This is a genomic window from Acidicapsa borealis (assembly GCF_059115245.1).
The window spans coordinates 5,456,145-5,476,151 of record NZ_JCACNY010000001.1 but is presented as its reverse complement, the minus strand read 5'-3'; the positions used below and the strand labels follow the sequence as shown (position 1 = coordinate 5,476,151).

Genomic DNA, 20,007 nt, shown 5'->3' with positions numbered 1-20,007 from the left:
GGTAAATTCCTCTCAGGGGCGAAATGGGTTTAGGTAACTCAGAGCTCGCACCTAAGAGATAGAACGGAAGGTAACTGTAAGTCCAGCGTTTTCAGTGTAATTAGTAAGTATGAAACAGTAGAATTACCGGAGGAACTATGTCTTTAGTACCCTTAAATGGATAACCTAAATCTAATTTTAGAGCTACAATGCGCCGCTTTTTAGAGTACCCTATCGCGCCTGAATAGAGTACTGAAATCGTCTCCTCGAACCCCTTGCCATGGTAAAATGATGAGTGTTCCCGGTGCGCCGATCCAGCCAGTTTCCATCCCGCGTAACGCCAGGCAAGCCATATTCCGGCGTGATCACTGAGTTGGAAGACGCCCCTGAATAAGCATTGCGGCAACTGCAAAACCGCACCTTTCTCGATAACGCTCGACGGCGTGAAAAAGATTGGTGGATTTCGTGGAAAATTCGGCCGGTGTCGGAAACAGCGCCCGGCAAACGCAACGCCAGTCAGCACAATGTCTGATAACGCGCAACCAAAGCGAGCCCATGTCAACGAAAAATCTCTTCGATGCCTCCTCTTCCGGTACGACTCCAGCCAACAGCGGCAGCTACACCGGCGAAAACATCAAAATCCTGGAAGGCCTGGAGGCAGTTCGGCTCCGTCCTGCCATGTACATTGGCTCGACTGGCGACCAGGGGCTGCATCATCTGGTGTACGAAGTCGTGGATAACTCCGTCGATGAAGCACTGGCCGGCTACGCCACCGGGATTGAAGTCACCATCCACTTCGACAACTCGATCACCGTCAGCGACGACGGCCGCGGCATTCCCGTCGACATGATGGACGCAGGCAACGGGCAGCGTATGCCGGCGGTGCAGGTGGTGCTCACCAAGCTCCATGCCGGCGGTAAGTTCGATGCATCGAACTACAAGGTTTCGGGCGGCCTGCACGGTGTCGGCGTGAGCTGCGTGAACGCGCTCAGCCAGGAATTCAATGTCGAAGTCTGGCGCGACGGGTTCACCTACGAGCAGGATTACTCCTGCGGCAACCCCATCTCGGACCTGCGCCAGACGGGCGTCAGCAAGCGCCGTGGGACCAAGATTCACTTCCTGCCGGACAAGACCATCTTCTCCGTCACCGAGTACAACCACGACACGCTCGCCCAACGCCTGCGCGAGCTCGCCTTCCTCAACAAGGGGCTGCAGATCACGCTCACCGACGAGCGCCAGGTGGACGCGAAGACTGGCGAACCGAAGCGGACCGAGTTCCGCTACGCTGGTGGGATCTCCGAGTTCATCAAGCATTTGAACAAGGGCAAAGTCGTTCTCCACGAGAAGCCGATCAGCATGGAGGCCAACCGCGACAACGTCGAAATCGACATCGCCCTCCAGTACAACGACAGCTACTCGGACACGATCTTCAGCTTCGCCAACAACATCAATACCGTAGACGGCGGCACGCATCTCTCCGGCTTCCGCAGTGCGCTCACCCGCACCATCAACGCCATTGGCCAGTCGATGGGTCTCTTCAAGGACGTGAAGGAGAACCTTTCCGGCGACGACGTGCGCGAAGGCCTGGTGGCCGTCGTCAGCGTCAAGCTGTCGCAGCCGCAGTTCGAAGGCCAGACCAAGGGTAAGCTCAACTCCGACATCGCCGGCACCGTGCAGGCTTTCGTCAACGAGCGTCTCGGTGCCTTCCTGGAGCAGAATCCTCCGGTAGCCAAGAAGATCATCGCCAAGGCGATCGACGCAGCTCGCGCCCGTGAGGCAGCCCGCAAGGCCCGCGACATCACCCGCAAGGGCGCACTTGGCGGCGGCGGCTTGCCCGGAAAACTCGCCGATTGCTCCGAACGCAATCCCGACCGTTGCGAACTTTACCTCGTCGAGGGTGAGTCGGCAGGCGGAACCGCCAAGCAGGGCCGCGATCGCCGCTTCCAGGCCATCCTGCCGCTCAAGGGTAAGATCCTCAACGTCGAAAAGGCCCGCTACGACAAGATGCTGGGCCACGAAGAAATCCGCGCCATGATCACAGCTCTCGGCTGCGGCATCGGCAAGGACGACTTCGACCCGACCAAGCTGCGCTACGGCAAGCTCATTCTGATGACCGATGCCGACGTGGACGGTTCGCATATCCGCACGCTGCTGCTCACCTTCTTCTTCCGTCACATGACGGAGCTGATCAAGCGCGGTCATGTCTACATCGCTCAGCCCCCGCTCTACAAGATCAAGAAGGGCCGCTACGAGCAATACATCAAGAACGACGCAGAGTTCCTCAAGGTCATGGTCAAGCGCGCCTCGGATGGCATCACTGTCCGTCATGGCGAGGGAGCCGAGATCATCGACGGCGCCAACCTCACCACCTTTATGACCCATCTCGACGAGTACCTGGGCTTCTTCGACAAGGTGAACAAGCGCATCCGCAACGAAAAGGTTACGGAACTGCTCGCCAAGGCCGAACTCACCAAGCGCGAAGACTTCAAGTCCGGCGAAGACGGCAGCGTTCCGCCAAAACTCGTCGCGCTCCGCGCAGCCCTCGAGCCGCTCGCAGAGCAGTTCGGCTTCCGCGCGCTCGGCGATCTCGCGGTCGACGAGGAGCACCAGACTTGGTCGTTCACCTTTACGGATGCGCAGGCGTCAGTCCGGCATATCGACTGGGCTCTTGCCGCCAGCGCCGAGTTCCGCCAGATGATGGTCAAGTACGCCTTGATCAAGGACCAGCTCGAACCGCCATACCTGATCGAATACATCGGCAAGACAGTCGCCGAGGTAGCCGAAGACGATGCTGACGAGGCAGTAGAAGCCGCGGAAGCGACAGTCGCCAAGCCGGTCAAGAAGGCTCGTGGCCAGCGCGAGCCGGTCGAAAAAGGCAGCGCTCGCGAGCTCTTCGAGTACGTTGTCGAGCAGGGCAAGCGCGAGTACCAGGTCCAACGCTACAAGGGACTAGGCGAAATGACAGCTCCGCAGCTCTGGGAGACCACAATGGACCCGGCGGCCCGAACGCTGCTCCAGGTCAAGCTCGAAGACATCGCCGAAACCGAGCACATCTTCACCACGCTAATGGGCGAAGATGTCGAGGCCCGGCGCAAGTTCATTGAAGACAACGCACTTGATGTAAAGAATCTCGACATATAAGACGAGTTAGACGAAGAGGCTCTCTGGCAGCGTATCTGCGGTCGCCAGAGAGCTTCTTTCTTGCCATTTATTTTCCAGTCTCGGTCTTCAGTCAGGGCATAAGAAATTCCTTTTGAGCCACCTGTAATGTGCTGATAACACAGGGAAACAAAACACTCACTACATCTATTTTGTTGTGCCATCTACCCCTTTTGGATTACTTTCGTGCGCGTGTTCTACGGAAATACGTAGTACCGTGGTAACGTACCCATAATGAATCAGACTTTGACTCAAGTCAGCATCGAAACATCTCGTTTTCGTTCGCTCCTCAAGACCCAGTCGCCGGTCTACGCCGGGGTGGGGGCGATCATCGTGCTGACCCTGACCTACGCCTTCCTTCATGTCATCCCGATGATTCAAAGTGACTTACGTCAGCTGGCCGAGCTCAAATCCATCGACATCCAAGCGATACGTCTTGAATCCAGTCTGCGCAGTCAGGTAAAGGAAGGCCGCCGCGACTTTCTTCGTGTGGTAACTACTTCTACAAAACTGCAGGTAAACGATCCGGAGATTCGAGAACTTCGCGAGAGTGATGCTGCCGTCGCCGTCACTCAGCAACAAATTTCCCAGCTTGGATTGGCATCTGTAGGCAATGTCACACGATTCGAGCAGGACTGGCAGAGCTATCGTACGCAGCGTGATCAGCTGCTCCTGGCCGCCGTGGCCGGCGGCGAGCAGCAGGCGCGCTCCGCTGATCCCACCCTGGGCAAGACAATGTATGAGGCGGCGAATCGTTCTGCGGAGGAGATGGGCGATGCCTTTCAGGCGGCGACCACCGAACGCATCAACACGGTTTCCACCACACTCCAGCGCGGAATTCGCGAGTTGGTCGCGCTGTGCATTTTCAAGGTACTGGCGCTGTCATCCGTCATTTGGATTGACTGGCGGCGCGTACGGGCCGAAGTTCAGCTTCAGCGTACGGCCAGAGATCTTCGCGCCAGCGAAGAACGTTTCCGCCAGGCATATGAATCGGCCTCGGTAGGCATGGGAATTTTTCGTCTGGACGGAACCGTGTTGTCGGCAAACCGGAAGGCTGAGCAAATCGTTGGAGTAGAACCGGGCGAGCTGGTCGGCAAGAAAGTCATCGACATCATGGCTCCGGAGTCGCGCGAGGACGTTGCGCAACGCTTTTCCAAGGATCCCACCGAGGCGGACGGCAACTACCAGGTGGAGCGAAAGATTATTCGCAAGGATGGTTCCGTCGCCTGGGTCAGCAACAGCGTAACCCTGCTCCATACCGAGGGCCAGGAGCCGCAGTATTTCTCCATCAGCCAGGAAATTACGCACCAGAAGGAAGCGAACGACCGCCTCGCTTTTCTCGCCAACTACGATCCGATTACCAATCTTCCCAACCGCCACTATTTCGAGCAGCAGCTGATTGCTTCGCTACAGCCGGTCATGGGCAACGATAGCTGCGTGGCCTTACTCTACGTCGAGATCGATAGCTTCGATTTCCTCAAAGGCACGTTTGGCCGCACCGTTGCCGATGAGGTACTCAGCGAGCTCGGCGGCAGCCTGACAGCATTCCGCCGCGAAGGAGAACTTGTCGCCCGGCTGGACGATCACGTTTTCGGTGTCCTCGTGAAAGCTGCTCCGTACGACGAAGCAACGCTTTCAAGAGCCGCGGAACTGAAAGACATCTTTCACCGTTCCAGCGGAGCGAGCAAGCACCGCATTCCACTCTCCGCCAGCATCGGCGTAGCGTTCTCCCACTCCGAATCCGGAGGCTCCGCCGGGGGCGCCAGAAAAAGCGCGAAGGCCGAAGCCGATATCCTGCTGAAGTACGCTCGGGCGGCGATGCTGGAAGCTCGCTCACGTGGTGGTGACTCCATCTATCTCGCCGACCCAGGTCTCCAGGAGCGCGCGGCTCAGCGCCATCAGATTGAGTCAGCTCTACTGCATGGCATCCGCGAAGATGAGTTCCGTGTCGTCTTTCAGCCGCAGTTTGAAGTCGCCTCCGGCAAGCTCGTTCGCTTTGAAGCCCTTTGTCGCTGGACCAGCAAAGAGCTAGGACCAATCCCGCCCGACCGCTTCATCCCCATTGCCGAGCAGACCGGGCTGATCACCGAGATCGGCCGCCGCATTCTCCACGACGCGCTCCGTCAGGCCAAGGTCTGGACCGACTCCGGCCGGCGCATCGGGGTGGCTGTCAACATTTCCCCCATGCAGTTCATGCGCCCCGACTTCACCCAGGCCGTAACCGAAGCTTTAGCCCTCACCAACTTCCCACCGGCCCTGCTGGAGCTGGAGATTACGGAAGGCATCTTCATCCGCGACCTCAACCTGGCCGTAGCGCGCATTCGCGAGTTGCAGCGCCTGGGCCTCAGCATCGCGCTGGACGATTTCGGCACCGGCTACTCCTCGCTCAGCTACCTGCAGCGCATGCCGATTGACGCAGTGAAGCTCGATCGCTCCTTTGTCAGTGAGCTGACCACCAATCCCGCCACGGTGAGCATGGTCCGTTCCGTACTCGCCATGGCCGACGCGCTCAACCTGCGCGTCGTCACCGAAGGCGTAGAAACCGAGCAGCAGATGGAAGTCCTGCGCACCCTGGGCTGCGACGAAGCGCAGGGCTACCTGCTCGGCCGGCCCGAGTCCTCCGAGATGGCTTTGCAGCGGGTGCTCGAAAGCCCGATGCGCCCAGTTGGCACGCTGGCCTAAGTAGCGGATCAACTTGCCACTTTACGCGACCGGGCTTCGAACGAACCCAGCCTGCGAATTATCTTGACTCCTAACTCATTCAACCGCATAGTTATCGCCAGTTTTCCAAACGGGCTGTTGCGTGTATGGATAGAAGTCTCCCTGCTCATTCTTCTTCCATGTGATGCATCGCAACAGCAGGAGCATCGTTCCCCTCCCAAATTCCCGGTGATTCGATACCGCTGAAAGTGGGCTGGAGGTTTTCTGAAAGCTTCACGTCGAGCGTCTTATTCCTTCAGAAATGAGCCTGATATGCGATTGAAAGTTATCGTCCGCGCCATTGCTCTGTTACTCTGTCTCGCGCTCGCCGCTCCGCCGAAACCGGCAAAGGCAGACAACCTCGATTTCACCAAAGACATTGTGCTTATCTCGATAGCCATCGCCGTCATCGGCGCGGGCATCGGGATCGGCATCTACTACTCCATCAAGCATTCGCATACGCTGCGTGGTTGCGCGGTTGCCGGTCCCGACGGGCTTGAGCTACAGAACGAAGGTGACAGGCAGACCTTCAAGTTGCTGGGCATCACCGCCGACGTTAAGGCCGGGGATCGCGTGAAGGTGGTAGGCAAGAAGAAGAAAAACGGCAAGAACGACACGAGCAACCGGACCTTCCTCGTGGAAAAGCTGGGCAAGGATTACGGTCCATGCAAAGTGATGCCGGCAACGCCGTAGGCGGCAGGCCCGCAAAACCGCGTAGTCATCAATTTGCTCAAAATCGATTGCGCCAGTTCTACTTTACCGTTTACTATGCGGGCTTATGACAATTTCGCTGTCCACTTCACTCCGCTCGCTCTCCGCTGTGCTGCTGCTTTCGGCTCCGTTGCTGATGGCCCAGGCGCCAGCCGATCCTCTAGCCCCTACGCACAACGTCAAGTCCGCAGCCGAGATCGACCAGGAATGGCAGAAGTCTGTCTCCAAGTACGACAAGCAGCGCGAAACTCTGCTCAAGGAAGCAGACCGTCAGGCGCATGACGGCCCCTATCGCCCTGAGTGGGAGAGCCTCCGCAAGTATCAGCAGCCGCAGTGGTACAAGGACGCCAAGTTTGGCATCTTCATCCACTGGGGCGTGTACTCTGTGCCCGGCTTCGGCAGCGAGTGGTATCCGCGCAACATGTACCAGGAGAAAGATCCTGTCTACGCCAACCACATCAAGACCTTCGGCACGCAGGACAAGTTTGGCTACAAGGACTTCATCCCCAAGTTCAAGGCAGAGAAGTGGGACCCGGCGGTTTGGGCGAAGCTATTCAAGGATTCAGGCGCACAGTATGTCGTTCCCGTCGCCGAGCACCACGACGGCTTCTCCATGTACGACTCCGGCCTGTCGGATTGGACCTCGGTGAAGATGGGTCCGCACCGCGATATCACCGGGGAACTGGCGAAAGCAGTTCGTGCCGAGGGCCTGCACTTCGGCCTGTCTTCCCACCGCGCCGAGCATGACTTCTTCTTCGGCGGCGGCCGCTTCTTCAAGTCCGACGTGAACGATCCGAAGTATGCCTCGCTCTACGGCCCCGCGCAGAACCAGATTGAAGGGGAACACCATCCCGACGGCGGCCTGAATGACGACTGGACCTACGTCAGTCCCGCATGGACCGCTGACTGGCTGGCCCGGATGACCGAGTTGGTCGAGAAGTACAAGCCCGAACTGGTCTACTACGACTGGTGGATCGGCCACCCCGCCTTCCGTGATCGCGTCACCGAATTCGACGCCTTCTACTACAACTACGCTGCTGCTCATGGTTACACCGGCGTTGTGAATTTCAAGTACTACGCGATGGACTGGACCTCCGCAGTCCGCGACTTCGAACGCGGCCAGCTCGATGCCATCGAACCGAACCACTGGCAAACCGATACTTCCATCAGCACCCTCTCCTGGGGATACATCGACAACGACCACTACCAGGGTCCGCAGTTCCTCATCAACCAGCTTGTCGACATCGTCAGCAAGAACGGCAACCTGCTGCTGAACATCGGTCCCAAACCGGACGGCACCATCCCTGACCAGATCCAGTCCACGCTCAAGGAAATGGGCGTCTGGCTCAAGGCCAACGGCGAAGCCGTCTATGCCACCACGCCATGGAAGGTCTACGGAGAAGGCCCCACCAAGGTCATCGCAGGCGCCTTCCACGATCAGGACACCAAGCCCTATACGCCGGAAGACTTCCGCTTCACCGCCAAGGGCAGCACCGTCTACGCCATCGAAATGGCCTGCCCTGCAGCCGGCTCCTCAAGTATCTCCATCCAGTCGCTGGGCACTGCAAAAGAAGGCAAGGGCCTAAGCATCGACTCGATCGAACTCATCGGCTCAACGGATAAGCCCACCTTCGAACAGACATCCGACGCACTCAACATCAAGATACCCTCATCAGCAACCTGCAAGTACGCCTATGCATTCAAGATCGCAACAAAGTAAAGAAATGTAATGGTCCCACCTTCGCCGGCGAAGTTTGCCGGTGAAGGTGGGACTGCATCGTATCGATAGCAATTTACTGCTTCATAGCCTTCTATCTGGCGTATCAAAGCCGCTCACGAATATAGCTTGCATCATCCCCGGCCAGCCTCGTAGCTTGCAGATAAGACCATTTCGCTTTGAGGCCTCCCACTTGCCAACCGATCAGCAGGACTCCCTGAACCGCCGCAGCTTCCTCTCCGCATGCACCAAGGCTGGTGTCGCCTCAGCACTTCTTCCCGGCGTTCTCTACACCCTCACCGCGCAAGCGCAGAAAGAGGGTAAGGAATTGCCAAAGATCACGCCGCAGCTCCTCGACGATGCAGCGGCTCTTGCTGGCGTGACGCTCACCGCCGAGCAGAAGACGATGATGCTGGATGGTCTCAATGACCAGCGCTCCTCCTACGAACCCATCCGCGCGCTCAAGATGCCCAACAGCATCGCCCCAGCCTTCGTCTTCGACCCACTTCCACCGGGCGCCAAGCTCGACACCGCAAAGGCGGAGCCGAAGTGGAGCAATGTCGCCGAAACTCCGGCACCCGCAAACCTCGAAGACCTGGCCTTCGCCTCTGTCCGCGAACTTGCAGGACTCATCCAAGCCCGCAAAGTCAGCTCGCTCGCCCTCACGCAGATGTATCTGGCTCGCCTCAAGCGCTACGACCCGAAGCTCCACTTCGTCATCTCGCTCACCGAAGAGCGCGCCATCGCCCAGGCCAAAGCCGCTGACGCCGAAATCGCAGCAGGCAAATATCGCGGCCCGCTGCACGGCATCCCCTGGGGAGCCAAAGACCTGCTCGCCGTCAAGGGCTACCCAACCACCTGGGGAGCAGGCGGTTTTGAGCAGCAGCACTTCGACGAAGACGCCGAAGTCGTCAAGCGCCTCGACGCAGCCGGAGCCGTGCTGGTGGCGAAGTTCACCCTCGGCGCGCTCGCCATGGGCGACAAGTGGTTCGGCGGCCGGACCCGCAACCCATGGAACACGAATCAAGGCTCCAGCGGCTCATCGGCAGGCTCGGCCAGCGCCGTCTCGGCAGGATGCGTCGCCTTCGCCATCGGCTCAGAAACGCTAGGCTCCATCTCCTCGCCCTCGACGCGCTGCGGAGACACCGGCCTGCGCCCCACCTTCGGCTTCGTCCCACGCACCGGAGCCATGGCCCTCAGCTGGACCATGGACAAGCTCGGCCCCATCTGCCGCGCCGTCGAAGACACCGCGATCGTCCTCTCCGCGATCTATGGCCCCGACGGCCAGGACCTGTCCGTCCGCGAAGCTGCCTTCAACTGGGACGCCTCGCTTGACTGGAAATCCCTGCGCATCGGCTATCTCAAGAGCGAGTTCGAGCCGGTCAAGCCCTTCAAGCCCCAGGAAGCCAAACCCAACGAAACCGCGGAAGAAAAGAAGCACCGCGAAGCCAGCAACGCCCAGCGCGCCGCCGGCCACGCCCGCCGTGTCTACGACCAGCGCTTCGACCTAGCCGCACTCGCCAAGCTCAAGCAGATGGGTGTGACGCTCATCCCCGTAGAGCTACCCAAGCTTCCCTACGGCGCCATGGTCCCGCTGCTGAGCGCGGAAGCCGCGGCCGCCTTCGACGACCTCACCATGACTGGCCGCGACAAGCTCCTCACCGAGCAAGGCCCCTACGACTGGCCTAACTCCTTCCGCGTCTCCCGCTTCTACCCGGCCGTCGAATACATCCAGGCCAACCGCGCCCGTACCATCGCCATCCGCGAACTCTCCAAGCTCTTCGAACAGGTGGACATCATCGTCGCCCCCACCAACGGCGACCAGCTCGTAGCCACCAACCTCACCGGCCACCCCGCGCTCATCCTGCCCAACGGCCTCCGCGGTGCTGATGCTCCCAAGCCCCCGAAGGTTGACGACGGCGACAACGACGATATCGGCGGTCCCAACACGCCGGTCAGTATCACCTTCCTAGCCGGACACTATCAGGATGCAAAGCTCTGCGCCTTCGCCCGCGCCTACCAGCAGGCCACCGACTTCCACACGTTGCATCCCAAACTCGACTAGACCAGTCGGCCATCCCGTTAAGATCGAGACATGCCGCTGGTCGAAGTCCAATCCGTCAGCAAGAATTACCCCCGTCGCGAAGGCCTTCGCCAGCAGGACCACTTCGCCGTCCGCGACGTAAGCCTGATCATCGAGCGCGGTGAGACCCTCGGCCTCGTTGGCGAATCCGGCTCCGGCAAGAGCACCGTCGCCCGCATGATCCTCGGCCTCGTCGAGCCGACCAGCGGAACGATCCGCGTGGCCGGAGTCGAGGTTGGTGGCAGCCGGACTCAAGCCCTCCGTCGCCAGATGCAGCCCGTCTTCCAGGACCCATCCGCAGCGCTCGATCCCCGTATGCGCGTCCTCGATATCGTCACCGAGCCGCTGGTGATCCACGGCAAAGCCGCAGGCCTTGACACTCGTAAAGCAGCCCTCAAGACCGCCGCCCGCGAGTTGCTCGTCTCCGTCGGCCTCGACGACTCCGCCCTCGCCCGCTACCCGCACGAGTTCAGCGGAGGCCAGCGCCAGCGCATCAACATCGCCCGAGCCCTCGCCCTCAAACCGCAATTCGTCGTCCTCGACGAGCCAGTCTCGGCGCTCGATGTCAGCGTAGGCGCGCAGATCATCAACCTGCTCCGCACCCTCCAGCGCGACCACGGCCTGACCTATCTCTTCATCAGCCACTCCATGCCGCTGGTGCGCTATCTCTCCACGCGCATCGCCGTCATGGAACGCGGCCGCCTCATCGAAACCGGCGAGGCGGAAGAACTCTGCGCCCATCCCCGCGAGGCCTATACGCAGCAATTGCTGGCCGCGACGCCAGAACTGCCGGAAAACTGATGTCACTCAGCCGCCCGGCAGTTCTCTTGCTTGATTGAGATGAATTACTTGTTCGGTTGCGCCGGATTCGCCGGTTTGTCCGGAGTTGTGCTCGTCGGCGGATTCGGCGTCGCATTCGGTGCCGGCGGAGGCGCAGGAGATGGAACCGTCGTCGGCGCAGGCGTACCCGGATTTGGCTGCGCGGGGTCAACCGGCTTCGGAGTCGTCGAGGGCGTAGGCGAAGGCGGAGGCGTTCCCGGAGCAGGCGCGCTTCCCGGGCTTGGCGGTGCACCGGGTGCTCCCGGCATCCCAGGTCGCGGCGGCATCGGACGCCCGTTCGGCATCCCGCCCGGCATCCCCGGGCCACCCGGACGCATCGGCAGATCCTTCACCGAGACAAGCTCCACGTCGAAGATCAGATCCGACTTAGCCGGAATCTTCGGCGGCCGTCCGTTTGCTCCATAAGCCAACTGGTAGGGGATGAAGAGGCGGCGCTTGCCGCCCACATGCATTCCCTCAAAACCCTGATCCCAGCCCGGAATCAGCTTGCCGAAACCCTGCGGAAAGGTCAGCGGCTGCGGCTCGCCCAGCTTAGGCTTCCCGTCGGCGTCGTTCTCCGGCTTGCCGTCCTTGTCGAGAACAGGACTGCGGTGGTCGTAAGAAGAATCAAACTTGGTGCCATCCGAAGCCAGCCAACCCGTGTAGTGCACCTCGTAGAGCTTATTCGGCTCGGCCAGCGGCCCGGTGCCGACCTTGATGTCCTGGTACTTCAGCGCAAAGGCGGTCTTGACCAGCCCGCGCGCAGGAGGCACACCTGGCGGCAGCTTCGGGCCGTAAGCCGAAGCCGTTCCGGTTCGCGCGCCCGTAGCCGGCTTCGTAGTCGTCGCCGTCTTTGGTGTAGCTGGTTTAGGGGCAGTGGCCGTCTGCGCAAACGCAACAGCGGCAGGCGCGGCCAACGCAAGAATCAGGGCAATTCGCTTCATAAGAATGAGGAAACTCCAGAGTTAGACTTCAACCGGAGTCTATCAGGTAAGTCCCAATTCTCTGCACAAGCCCCGCCGCAATCGCTGGATTCCAATGGGCAGCAACAGGAACCCAAGCCTGCCAAAAGATAGAAAGGAACACGACACCAAACGTCAAAATCGCAGGTTTTGATGGCCTTGATTCAGCCCATTCGCATCCTCGAACGCGAAGTTGCCGACAACCTGACTACGCATACCCTACGTAAATGTACTTCCGAATCATCGGTCGTTGCTACTAACTCCGCCGTTGTAGTATTTACCCATGTCCCCCGTCAGACTTTTTATGTCGCTGCTGCTTGTGATCTGTGTGCCTGAAATCCAAGGCCAGATTCCCAGTTTTCCGCAATTGCAAGGAGAACGGACCGATGCCGACACTGCCCTGGCCCGAGCGCTAAAGGTCTCCTCTCTTACAGATGAGGGGATGCCATTCCATGCCGTGCTAATGGTTGGAGATACCAAATCACCCTATTCTGCCCGGATAGAAGTATGGTGGGCGGCAAAACAGAGATATAAAACCGTCATCACCTCACCATCCTTCAGCCAGACACGCATAGTGAATGACGCAAACGTGCAAGAAACGAATTCCGGGGATTACTATCCTCGCTGGCTTGAGAGTTTCGTTGATGCCATCCTTGAGCCGATTCCAATGATCGAGAACTTCAAAGGACACGGCGGAGTTGTGATGCTTGGACAGCAGATTACGAATAGCTGCCTAGGACGCGATGACAGGCCAGGCGGGATCACCGACGTGATGACTTGGGGCGATGTTTGCTTCAGCGGAACAAAGCCTCACCTCAAGTCGGTGCTGACAATGAACTATGCGATGGAGTTCGAAGACTGGAAATCATTTGGCAAAAAGGAAGTAGCCCGTACGTACAAGACTGACGTGCTGGACTACAAACAGATCGTTGCTCATCTGACCGTACTCGAAGAACTGCGGGAAGTTCCAGAAGACCTCGTTACGGTTAACACGCCCACTCCTCCTGATCAACAGATCAAAACAACCTTCATATCAACTCGTAAGGAAGAGAGTTTGATAGAGTCAGCACCCGCAATCGATTGGCCAACAGTACGGGAAGGTAAGACTGAAGGCTACATGATCGTATACGCACGAACGGATCGAACAGGCCAGGTCCGGGAGACTGCAAAACACAATTCAGATCAACCTGGCTTGGAAGACTTTGGGATGAAGCAGGCGCTCCGATACAAGTTCAAGCCGCTCGTTGTGGACGGCGTTCCCGTCCAGATGGAAATGCCATTGGTACTGCACTTCACCTCGAAAGCTGCTGATCCACTTCCGACTCTCAAAGGTGCAGAGTTACTGAAGCAGATGAGCGGCTGCAACGCGAAGCTCGTCTCAAAGGCACCTAAGTCAGGACGAGTTACCCCGACGAGCATTTCGGTAAATGAGGCAGGCAAGCTGACGGGCGAGGGCTATGGGACTAATGTAGATGCGGGTTCCCCTGCTGTACTTGTGATTCCGGTCGTAGCAATGGGTTTGGACTGCCATTTCGCGCCGCTTGTACGAAATGGTACGGCAACCTACTATCACGGTGTTCTTCTGGTCGCACACTGAAGTTCAATCTGATCGGCCACCTGGTGGAGCAGACCCAAGAGAGCAAAAGCAGCAAGTCGTCACGAAATCTCCACTGTGCGCTCCTGCCTCAGCTACACCAATCCTAGCTCCGTCGCGATCCGCGTTGCTGCTTCGGCGGCCGGAAGCTGGCCCGTGTCGACAGTGACGCGAGCCTTAGGCATGTGCGACGTATCGAACTCGCCACGCACCTCCAACTCCTCAAAGAGCGCAAGCGAACTCAGCTTCCGGTACTCCAACCGCGAAGGGCTGTTGATACGCTGCTTCAGTTCCACGAGCGGACAGACCAACTCAACGAAGTCCACCGTGCCGCCGTTTGCTGTGATCGTAGCGACGGCCTGTGGAACAAATGTCGGGCGCACTGAAGTCTCAGGATTGAACGTGAAGATCAACCCCGGAGTCCAGTTAAGACTCGCCTGCTCGAAGAACGAAAGCCAGATCTGCTCGCGCAGTTCGACAAACGGCTTGCTGCCAAACTCAAAGGTAGAAAGCAGCAGGTCAACCACCAGGTGATTGTGAAACAGCTTGTAGCCAGCCAGCCCTGGCAACGCCACCAGCTCTTTCGCAACTGTCAGCTTGCCCGTGGCAGGCAAGCCGTAGATAAAGATCAGCCTCATGCGATCAGCCTCTTGAATGCTCCGTGGCACAGAATGCCTTCAGTATAGAGGCGTGAAATTTGCCTTCATGAAATCAAATCAAGCAATTAGAGTGAGGTATGGATTCCTCTCTAGGGCATATTTTGCAGCTCCTCTGGCTGCCTGTGGCATCGTTTCTGGCTGGCGCATTGAACACTGTCGCTGGCGGCGGCTCCTTCCTCTCCCTGCCTGCGCTGCTGAACGCAATGAAGGGCACCAACGTCGGCGCGGTCTCCGCCAACGCCACCAACACCGTCGCGCTCTGGCCCGGACAGGTCACCTCCGTCATCGCCTATCGCGACAAGCTCAGCGCGCACGCTAAACGCCTGCTGCCGCTCGGTATTGCGTCGCTCATCGGCGGCCTCGTCGGCGCATGGCTGCTGGTGATCACGCCCAGCAAGCGCTTCCTTTACCTGCTCCCGTGGCTGCTGCTCTTCGCTGCGGTCATGTTTGTGCTCAGCGAACCGCTCGGTAAGTGGCTGGCCACCCGCAAGGCTGCTGACGCGCCTCGATCCGACTTCTGGCTGATCGTCGGCATGGTTGTGGTCAGCGCCTACGTCGGTTACTTCGGCGCGGGCGGCGGATTCCTGGTCATGGCTCTCTTCGGCCTCTGCGGCGTCACCGACATCCACGAGATGAATGCGCTCAAAGTCGTAACGGCCGTTGTCTCCATCGGCATCGCTGTCGCCGTATTCATCTACAGCCATAACGTGGTCTGGGCCTACTGCTGGCAAATGGCAGTGCTCGCGGCCATCGGCGGCTACGTCGCAGCTATGTTCAGCAAACGCGTCAACCAGAAGGTGATGCGGCGGCTGGTCGCAAGCGTAGGATTTCTCACAGCGGCCTACTTCTTCTGGCACGCCTACGGTCCGAAGGGCTGAGCAAACCGGAACGGCGCTCGCTAGAATAGAGGCAGATGCACGCCTTTCTCATCTCCGCATGGATGCCCTTTCAATCAATCGACTGGCGCATTCCATGGCTCTTCATCGCGTCGTTTCTCGGCGGCGCTCTGAACGCTGTCGCCGGCGGCGGTTCCTTCCTCAGCTTCCCGGCCATGCTGGCCGTCGGCCTCGGGCCGATCCAGGCGAATGCCACCAACACAGTCGCGCTGTGGCCCGGGCAACTCACCTCCATCGCCGGCTACTTCAACGAAGTGAAGAAGCACAAGCGCCTGGCCTGGATGATGGCTGGCGCCGGCTTTGTCGGCGGCTCGGTTGGCGCGATCATCCTGCTCAACACCCCGGCGAAGACCTTCCTCAATCTCGTTCCGTGGCTGCTGCTCTTCGCCGCCGTCGTCTTTGCGGTCAGCGGGCCGGTGATGAAGCTGATCCAGCGCCGGACGCGCAGCAAGGCGACTACGGACGTTCCGCGTAACTACTGGCCGCTGGTAATCCTGACTGTGCTGGTCTGCTTTTACATCGGTTACTTCGGCGCAGGCGCGGGCTTTCTGATCATCTCGCTGCTCTCCGTCTTCGGCTTCCAGGACCTCAACGAGATGAACGCCATGAAGGTCGTTTCGACCACCATGGCCAACGGCATGGCCTGCGTCCTCTTCGCCTTCAGCGGCAAGGTGGAGTGGCGCTACTGCCTTGCGGCGATGGTCACTTGCGCCATCGGCGGCTATCTGTCAGCGCGTATCTCGCAGCGGCTCAATCCCACCTTTCTACGCGCCGTCGTCGTCACCGTCGGACTTGGCATGGCGGCTTACTTCTTCTGGCAAAATCACCACTAACGCGCCGTCCCGCCGATTTCAGGCAGAATAGAAGTATGAGTCACGAAGGAATTCGCTTCCTCAGCAAAGAGGAGCAGCAACAATTAGAGCGGGAAGAGCAGCGGGCCAGTCATCTTTCGAAGGCGGCGCTGACCCCGGCCAAGGTGCGCGTTCTCAAGACCGAAGGCACCGGCATGGAGATCGATTGGGAAGACGGGCATAAGAGCCAGTGGAACTTTGCCTGGCTGCGTGCCGCCTGCCCCTGCGCGACATGCGTGGAAGAGCGCAAGCTCGACGGCCGACAGCCCGGCGAACCAAAGTCTAAGGCGAAGAACCTATTGCAGATGTACGAAGCTCCGCCGCGTCCGGCGAGCGCGCAGGCTGTGGGGCGCTACGCGATCCAGTTCAACTGGCAGGACGGTCATTCCAGCGGCATCTACTCGTGGGACTTTCTGCGCCGGAACTGCCAGTGCACGCTTTGCCGATCGACCAGTTAATCTTGCCCCGTTAAGCTTGCTCCGCTCATCTGGACTCGCTTATCTCGCCATAATCGTTCCGCCTGGAACTTTAAGGCGACCAATTGTAGAGTGAAGGGGGGAGGGGGTCAGTTTAGCGAATATCCCTTTTAGAATCAAGGGGATGACGGTGTTTCTGGTGCGCATTTGCGCGCGTTTGTGCAGTCATTGGTGCGCTTTGCCCTTGGTCTTCAACCTGATAGATCGTTACGCACTTTTGATTATGCGCTTTTCGGAATTAATTGAACGCAATTCCACCGAGAGAGTTTTGGCGTTGATTCCAGGTCAGTTAGTCTTCGGCGAGATACTGCGTTGGGTTGACAATCGGGATGCCGCGGAACGGACTTAGGACTAGTAGGTCCTGATCGCCGGAGACGATCAAGTCGGCGTGGCCGTCTACGGCTAGTTCGAGGAATTTGTCGTCTTTGGGGTCGCGACAGGCGCGGATGGTAATGGAAGGTTCGAAATACGTCGCAGCGGCCAGCAGTCTGGAGAGCGCGGTCTCTCGATCCGCTGCGCTGATGTAACGTTCAAACTTTGGGCGGAGGATCACGTTCGCCAGTTCTTCTGCGATAGCTGGTGAGATGAGGATTTCCGCCACGCTTTGCGCCCTGAGGACTGCCGGGGACGGGATGGAGCGGATCCGGAGAATGTGGCTGATGAAGATGTTGGTATCGATGACGATCCGATCCCGCGAGGGGATGTGACTGGACATGCCGATTATTCTTCTGCGAGGATTTCGGCGAGAATCTCTTCGGTCAATCCATTGGCCTGTGCCTGCCGGCTCATTTCCTCGCAGAGGGCGTTGAATTGTGCCCACTTTTCGGCACGGTCTGCCGCGAATTCTTCCGGGGATAGGATTGCGCGCAGGCGATCCTGTTCCTCGCGAGCGGCATCGAGCCGGGCCTTGATGGATTGTGCTGGCGCGGATTGGGTCTCGGCTGGCATTGCAAGAGTTTACTCCAGTTCGAGAAAATCGGGGCGACGAAGACGGGGCGATGGAGCGGGCCTTCAGCCCTTGGGATTTCTTGGGTCGCGGCTACCTGGCCCTCTGGGCCAGGCTGGTATGGCGGCGCGCCTTTGGCGCTTAGGAGCAGATTCCCTGGCGCGAAGGACAGGCGGAAAGCAAAGGCGGGAACAGGGCTGGGTTTTGTGGTTGGGGCGGAATGTGATTTGGGTTGGTGGTGGACGCTTGGAGCTTTGCTTGCGACGGCTTGGTCACGCTTTGGGATACCTACATATTAGGAGCGAGGTGTGGGGCACCGCATTGGTTGTATTTCAGACTCGCGCCACCTGTCCAAGGCCGTGTCTTATGATGTCGACTCTCCCGATAGGTTTGGCTCAACTATTGTTCGTTTTGGTAGCTTTTTGGCGAAGCGGGTGGGGAAGCAGTTGGTTGATTCAACCCAACGGCGCATGGTGGGATTGATCCAGCTGATTGTCTGCAAGAGTTCTTCGTAGTCCTTCTGCACGTCACGTTTGCCGCAGGTGATGCGCTCGTGGTGAGCGATGCGATTTCGTAGGGTCTTGAGTTCGACCAACCTTCCGTGAACGAATGTGCGCTTTCCATCGAGGCGCATAGGGAAGATGGTTCGCAGGTGTGGAACCCAGAGAGTTTTGTCGTAGGCATGAGAGAAGAGTCGAACCCAAAAGCCGAATTTCAATTCAGCGATAACGCGTCCAGGCGTGAGGATTGCCGGACGTTCAATAATCTTAGCTTTGGCCTGAGAAATTTCATCTGATTCCGTGTCTTGAAAAGTGAATGATTCGTACCACTCCGCGGATCCAGTCTTTCTCGTCATCAAGTCATGGATCGCGTTCCGAAGCGCGACTTCCAAGCCCTGAAGAACTCCATATAGAGCCTCAGAAAGTTCTGTATTCCGCTCGTATAGCTTAATGGCAGTCCATTTGTCACCTCGCGCATACGCAATGTATGCAGCAAGCCGTTCAGAGGAGATGTACTTCTCGAACGTGACCAGATCGGTCTCCGTATATGCAAACGACTCTTGATCTTCAATCGTCACGTGGGTATACTCAGAAGGTAGGGTTTGGGCGGACCGCTGCTTGCATGTCTCCAGACCGACGGATGTATGAGAAAGCCGCCCTCTTGGGCGGCTTTCTCCATTTGTGCGGAAAGTCTTCTAACAAGTTCTTCAATACGAAGAGTACAAACTACGGGCCGACTAAGGCTCCAGCCTTCGCCTGCGTTTGGATAAGACTCTCTAATCATCTACGTCTTCATGTACTTTGTCAAATTTACCATGATAAAAATTATGTAGGACTATCGATGCGTGTCATCGTATAGCGTGGTAGCCTAGTCATAGCATGAGGGCGAATTGCATGACTGAATCGCGAGCACCAGCTAAAAAAGACCAAAAGCCGAGGCACCGCAGCCCAAACTATCCAGCGATTGGCTTGCGCGCAGCGATAGCAAAAATTGAAGCGCTTTATAAGGCTGACGGTTTAGCAGCGTCGCCCAAGCTAGCTGCGTTGAAGCACATGGGATACGACAAGCTACATAGCGAAGCAGCACGCACTCTATCTGCTCTAAAGAGCTTTGGTCTCGTGGACGAGACCACCGATCGGATTAAGCTGACGCAGCGTGGAATTGAGATTGTTGCGCGTCCTTCGGATGATCCACGCAGGCAGAAGGCAATTAGGGACTGTGCTGTTAGTCCGGAAATCTATCAGCAGGTGATGGAGGAATACCGTCACACGGGCCTGCCGTCAGACTCAAGCCTCAAATCAGACCTTATTACTGTTTGCAAATTCAATCCCTCTGCTGTAGACGGGTTTGTTCGTGACTTTAGGGATACGCTAGAAATCGCTGGTTTATCAGATCTGAAGATTTTGGAGTCGAAGCAGGAAAAAGATGAAGATAATGAGCAGCAACATTCGCCACAAATTGGGGACTTTATCCAGTGGGAATCAAACGGGCAGATACAGTTTTCAGAGCCGCGCCGAATTCGAGCCTTATCTCAAGATGGTCTTTGGGCATTTGTCGATGGAAGCGACACAGGCCTGCCAATCGGGGAAACGAGTGTCGTGACGGGCTGGGCAGTTGACAAGCCGGTTGGGCAGGTCTTAGCTACAGATGGACCACCTGTAGTCGTAACGAATTCACCTAAATACGAGGTAGTCCCTCCGAAGATGAGGTCCTATTCGTGGGCACTGTCTGGGGATTTTAGCGCAAAAATGGAACTCTTCGGAGACGCCCGCAGTGAAGAGGACATTGACGCACTCGCAGAATATGTCGAAATAACGATTAGAGCGTTGAAGCGTTCACTCAAGTTGCAGAACACGAGCGAAAGAAAATAATTTTCTCGATTTTTCACTGGCTGCTAGACACTCACGGGTAAGTTGCAACAAATCGCCACTGAACCTGAGATTTTCTTCGTTCC

At 58.0% G+C, this 20,007-nt stretch carries 16 protein-coding genes; 11 read left to right on the top strand and 5 right to left on the bottom strand.

Features of this window, described 5'->3' with window-relative positions:
- Positions 1-534: 534 nt before the first annotated feature.
- The 6 genes from gyrB to AC5S27_RS22375 all read left to right on the top strand — a co-directional run bounded on the left by gyrB (position 535) and on the right by AC5S27_RS22375 (position 11,150).
- On the top strand, positions 535-3,120 hold the full coding sequence (gyrB, locus tag AC5S27_RS22400) for a DNA topoisomerase (ATP-hydrolyzing) subunit B (protein WP_493936778.1): 2,586 nt from the start codon (positions 535-537) through the stop codon (positions 3,118-3,120).
- A gap of 264 nt (positions 3,121-3,384) precedes the next feature.
- Entirely contained in the window at positions 3,385-5,820 is a 2,436-nt protein-coding gene (locus tag AC5S27_RS22395) for an EAL domain-containing protein (protein ID WP_493936777.1), read from the top strand.
- Positions 5,821-6,111: 291 nt separating this feature from the next.
- Positions 6,112-6,531, top strand: a complete 420-nt coding sequence (locus AC5S27_RS22390) for a hypothetical protein (RefSeq protein ID WP_493936776.1) — start codon at positions 6,112-6,114, stop codon at positions 6,529-6,531.
- An 85-nt stretch (positions 6,532-6,616) separates the two neighbouring features.
- Complete coding sequence (locus AC5S27_RS22385) at positions 6,617-8,269, top strand: alpha-L-fucosidase (RefSeq protein ID WP_493936775.1); 1,653 nt, start codon at positions 6,617-6,619, stop codon at positions 8,267-8,269.
- A 190-nt stretch (positions 8,270-8,459) separates the two neighbouring features.
- Complete coding sequence (locus tag AC5S27_RS22380; protein WP_493936774.1) at positions 8,460-10,331, top strand: amidase; 1,872 nt, start codon at positions 8,460-8,462, stop codon at positions 10,329-10,331.
- A 30-nt stretch (positions 10,332-10,361) separates the two neighbouring features.
- On the top strand, positions 10,362-11,150 hold the full coding sequence (locus AC5S27_RS22375) for an ATP-binding cassette domain-containing protein (protein WP_493936773.1): 789 nt from the start codon (positions 10,362-10,364) through the stop codon (positions 11,148-11,150).
- A 44-nt stretch (positions 11,151-11,194) separates the two neighbouring features.
- Here AC5S27_RS22375 and AC5S27_RS22370 read toward each other — a convergent pair whose 3' ends face one another.
- Complete coding sequence (locus tag AC5S27_RS22370) at positions 11,195-12,112, bottom strand: FKBP-type peptidyl-prolyl cis-trans isomerase (protein ID WP_493936772.1); 918 nt, start codon at positions 12,110-12,112, stop codon at positions 11,195-11,197.
- 322 nt (positions 12,113-12,434) lie between these two features.
- Here AC5S27_RS22370 and AC5S27_RS22365 point away from each other — a divergent pair, with 322 nt between their 5' ends.
- Positions 12,435-13,727: a hypothetical protein gene (locus AC5S27_RS22365; protein WP_493936771.1), complete on the top strand. Its 1,293-nt coding sequence runs from the start codon at positions 12,435-12,437 to the stop codon at positions 13,725-13,727.
- 92 nt (positions 13,728-13,819) lie between these two features.
- Here the strand turns inward: AC5S27_RS22365 and AC5S27_RS22360 are convergent, their stop codons facing one another.
- Entirely contained in the window at positions 13,820-14,362 is a 543-nt protein-coding gene (locus AC5S27_RS22360) for an AAA family ATPase (protein WP_493936770.1), read from the bottom strand.
- A 98-nt stretch (positions 14,363-14,460) separates the two neighbouring features.
- Between AC5S27_RS22360 and AC5S27_RS22355 the strand changes: the two genes are divergently transcribed.
- Genes AC5S27_RS22355 through AC5S27_RS22345 form a run of 3 tightly spaced genes read left to right on the top strand, consistent with a single transcriptional unit; the run spans position 14,461 to position 16,588 of the window.
- Positions 14,461-15,261, top strand: a complete 801-nt coding sequence (locus AC5S27_RS22355) for a sulfite exporter TauE/SafE family protein (protein WP_493936769.1) — start codon at positions 14,461-14,463, stop codon at positions 15,259-15,261.
- Positions 15,262-15,296: 35 nt separating this feature from the next.
- Positions 15,297-16,112, top strand: a complete 816-nt coding sequence (locus AC5S27_RS22350) for a sulfite exporter TauE/SafE family protein (RefSeq protein WP_493936768.1) — start codon at positions 15,297-15,299, stop codon at positions 16,110-16,112.
- Positions 16,113-16,147: 35 nt separating this feature from the next.
- Complete coding sequence (locus AC5S27_RS22345) at positions 16,148-16,588, top strand: gamma-butyrobetaine hydroxylase-like domain-containing protein (protein WP_493936767.1); 441 nt, start codon at positions 16,148-16,150, stop codon at positions 16,586-16,588.
- A 307-nt stretch (positions 16,589-16,895) separates the two neighbouring features.
- Here AC5S27_RS22345 and AC5S27_RS22340 read toward each other — a convergent pair whose 3' ends face one another.
- The 3 genes from AC5S27_RS22340 to AC5S27_RS22330 form a co-directional block, all read right to left on the bottom strand.
- A complete protein-coding gene (locus AC5S27_RS22340) occupies positions 16,896-17,321 on the bottom strand; it encodes a putative toxin-antitoxin system toxin component, PIN family (RefSeq protein WP_493936766.1) in 426 nt (141 codons plus the stop codon).
- 5 nt (positions 17,322-17,326) lie between these two features.
- Positions 17,327-17,554 carry a hypothetical protein gene (locus tag AC5S27_RS22335; protein ID WP_493936765.1) on the bottom strand — a complete coding sequence of 76 codons (228 nt, stop codon included), beginning with the start codon at positions 17,552-17,554 and terminating at the stop codon, positions 17,327-17,329.
- A 362-nt stretch (positions 17,555-17,916) separates the two neighbouring features.
- Positions 17,917-18,630 carry an Abi family protein gene (locus AC5S27_RS22330; RefSeq protein WP_493936764.1) on the bottom strand — a complete coding sequence of 238 codons (714 nt, stop codon included), beginning with the start codon at positions 18,628-18,630 and terminating at the stop codon, positions 17,917-17,919.
- 316 nt (positions 18,631-18,946) lie between these two features.
- Between AC5S27_RS22330 and AC5S27_RS22325 the strand changes: the two genes are divergently transcribed.
- Entirely contained in the window at positions 18,947-19,924 is a 978-nt protein-coding gene (locus AC5S27_RS22325; protein ID WP_493936763.1) for a hypothetical protein, read from the top strand.
- Positions 19,925-20,007: the final 83 nt, after the last annotated feature.

Bases quoted from the DNA above. Each gene is read 5' to 3' on its own strand.
- gyrB (WP_493936778.1), top strand. From the start codon at position 535: ATGTCAACGAAAAATCTCTTCGATGCCTCCTCTTCCGGTACGACTCCA.
- AC5S27_RS22390 (WP_493936776.1), top strand. From the start codon at position 6,112: ATGCGATTGAAAGTTATCGTCCGCGCCATTGCTCTGTTACTCTGTCTC.
- AC5S27_RS22385 (WP_493936775.1), top strand. From the start codon at position 6,617: ATGACAATTTCGCTGTCCACTTCACTCCGCTCGCTCTCCGCTGTGCTG.
- AC5S27_RS22375 (WP_493936773.1), top strand. From the start codon at position 10,362: ATGCCGCTGGTCGAAGTCCAATCCGTCAGCAAGAATTACCCCCGTCGC.
- AC5S27_RS22370 (WP_493936772.1), bottom strand. From the start codon at position 12,112: ATGAAGCGAATTGCCCTGATTCTTGCGTTGGCCGCGCCTGCCGCTGTT.
- AC5S27_RS22365 (WP_493936771.1), top strand. From the start codon at position 12,435: ATGTCGCTGCTGCTTGTGATCTGTGTGCCTGAAATCCAAGGCCAGATT.
- AC5S27_RS22360 (WP_493936770.1), bottom strand. From the start codon at position 14,362: ATGAGGCTGATCTTTATCTACGGCTTGCCTGCCACGGGCAAGCTGACA.
- AC5S27_RS22355 (WP_493936769.1), top strand. From the start codon at position 14,461: ATGGATTCCTCTCTAGGGCATATTTTGCAGCTCCTCTGGCTGCCTGTG.
- AC5S27_RS22350 (WP_493936768.1), top strand. From the start codon at position 15,297: ATGCACGCCTTTCTCATCTCCGCATGGATGCCCTTTCAATCAATCGAC.
- AC5S27_RS22345 (WP_493936767.1), top strand. From the start codon at position 16,148: ATGAGTCACGAAGGAATTCGCTTCCTCAGCAAAGAGGAGCAGCAACAA.
- AC5S27_RS22340 (WP_493936766.1), bottom strand. From the start codon at position 17,321: ATGTCCAGTCACATCCCCTCGCGGGATCGGATCGTCATCGATACCAAC.
- AC5S27_RS22335 (WP_493936765.1), bottom strand. From the start codon at position 17,554: ATGCCAGCCGAGACCCAATCCGCGCCAGCACAATCCATCAAGGCCCGG.
- AC5S27_RS22325 (WP_493936763.1), top strand. From the start codon at position 18,947: ATGACTGAATCGCGAGCACCAGCTAAAAAAGACCAAAAGCCGAGGCAC.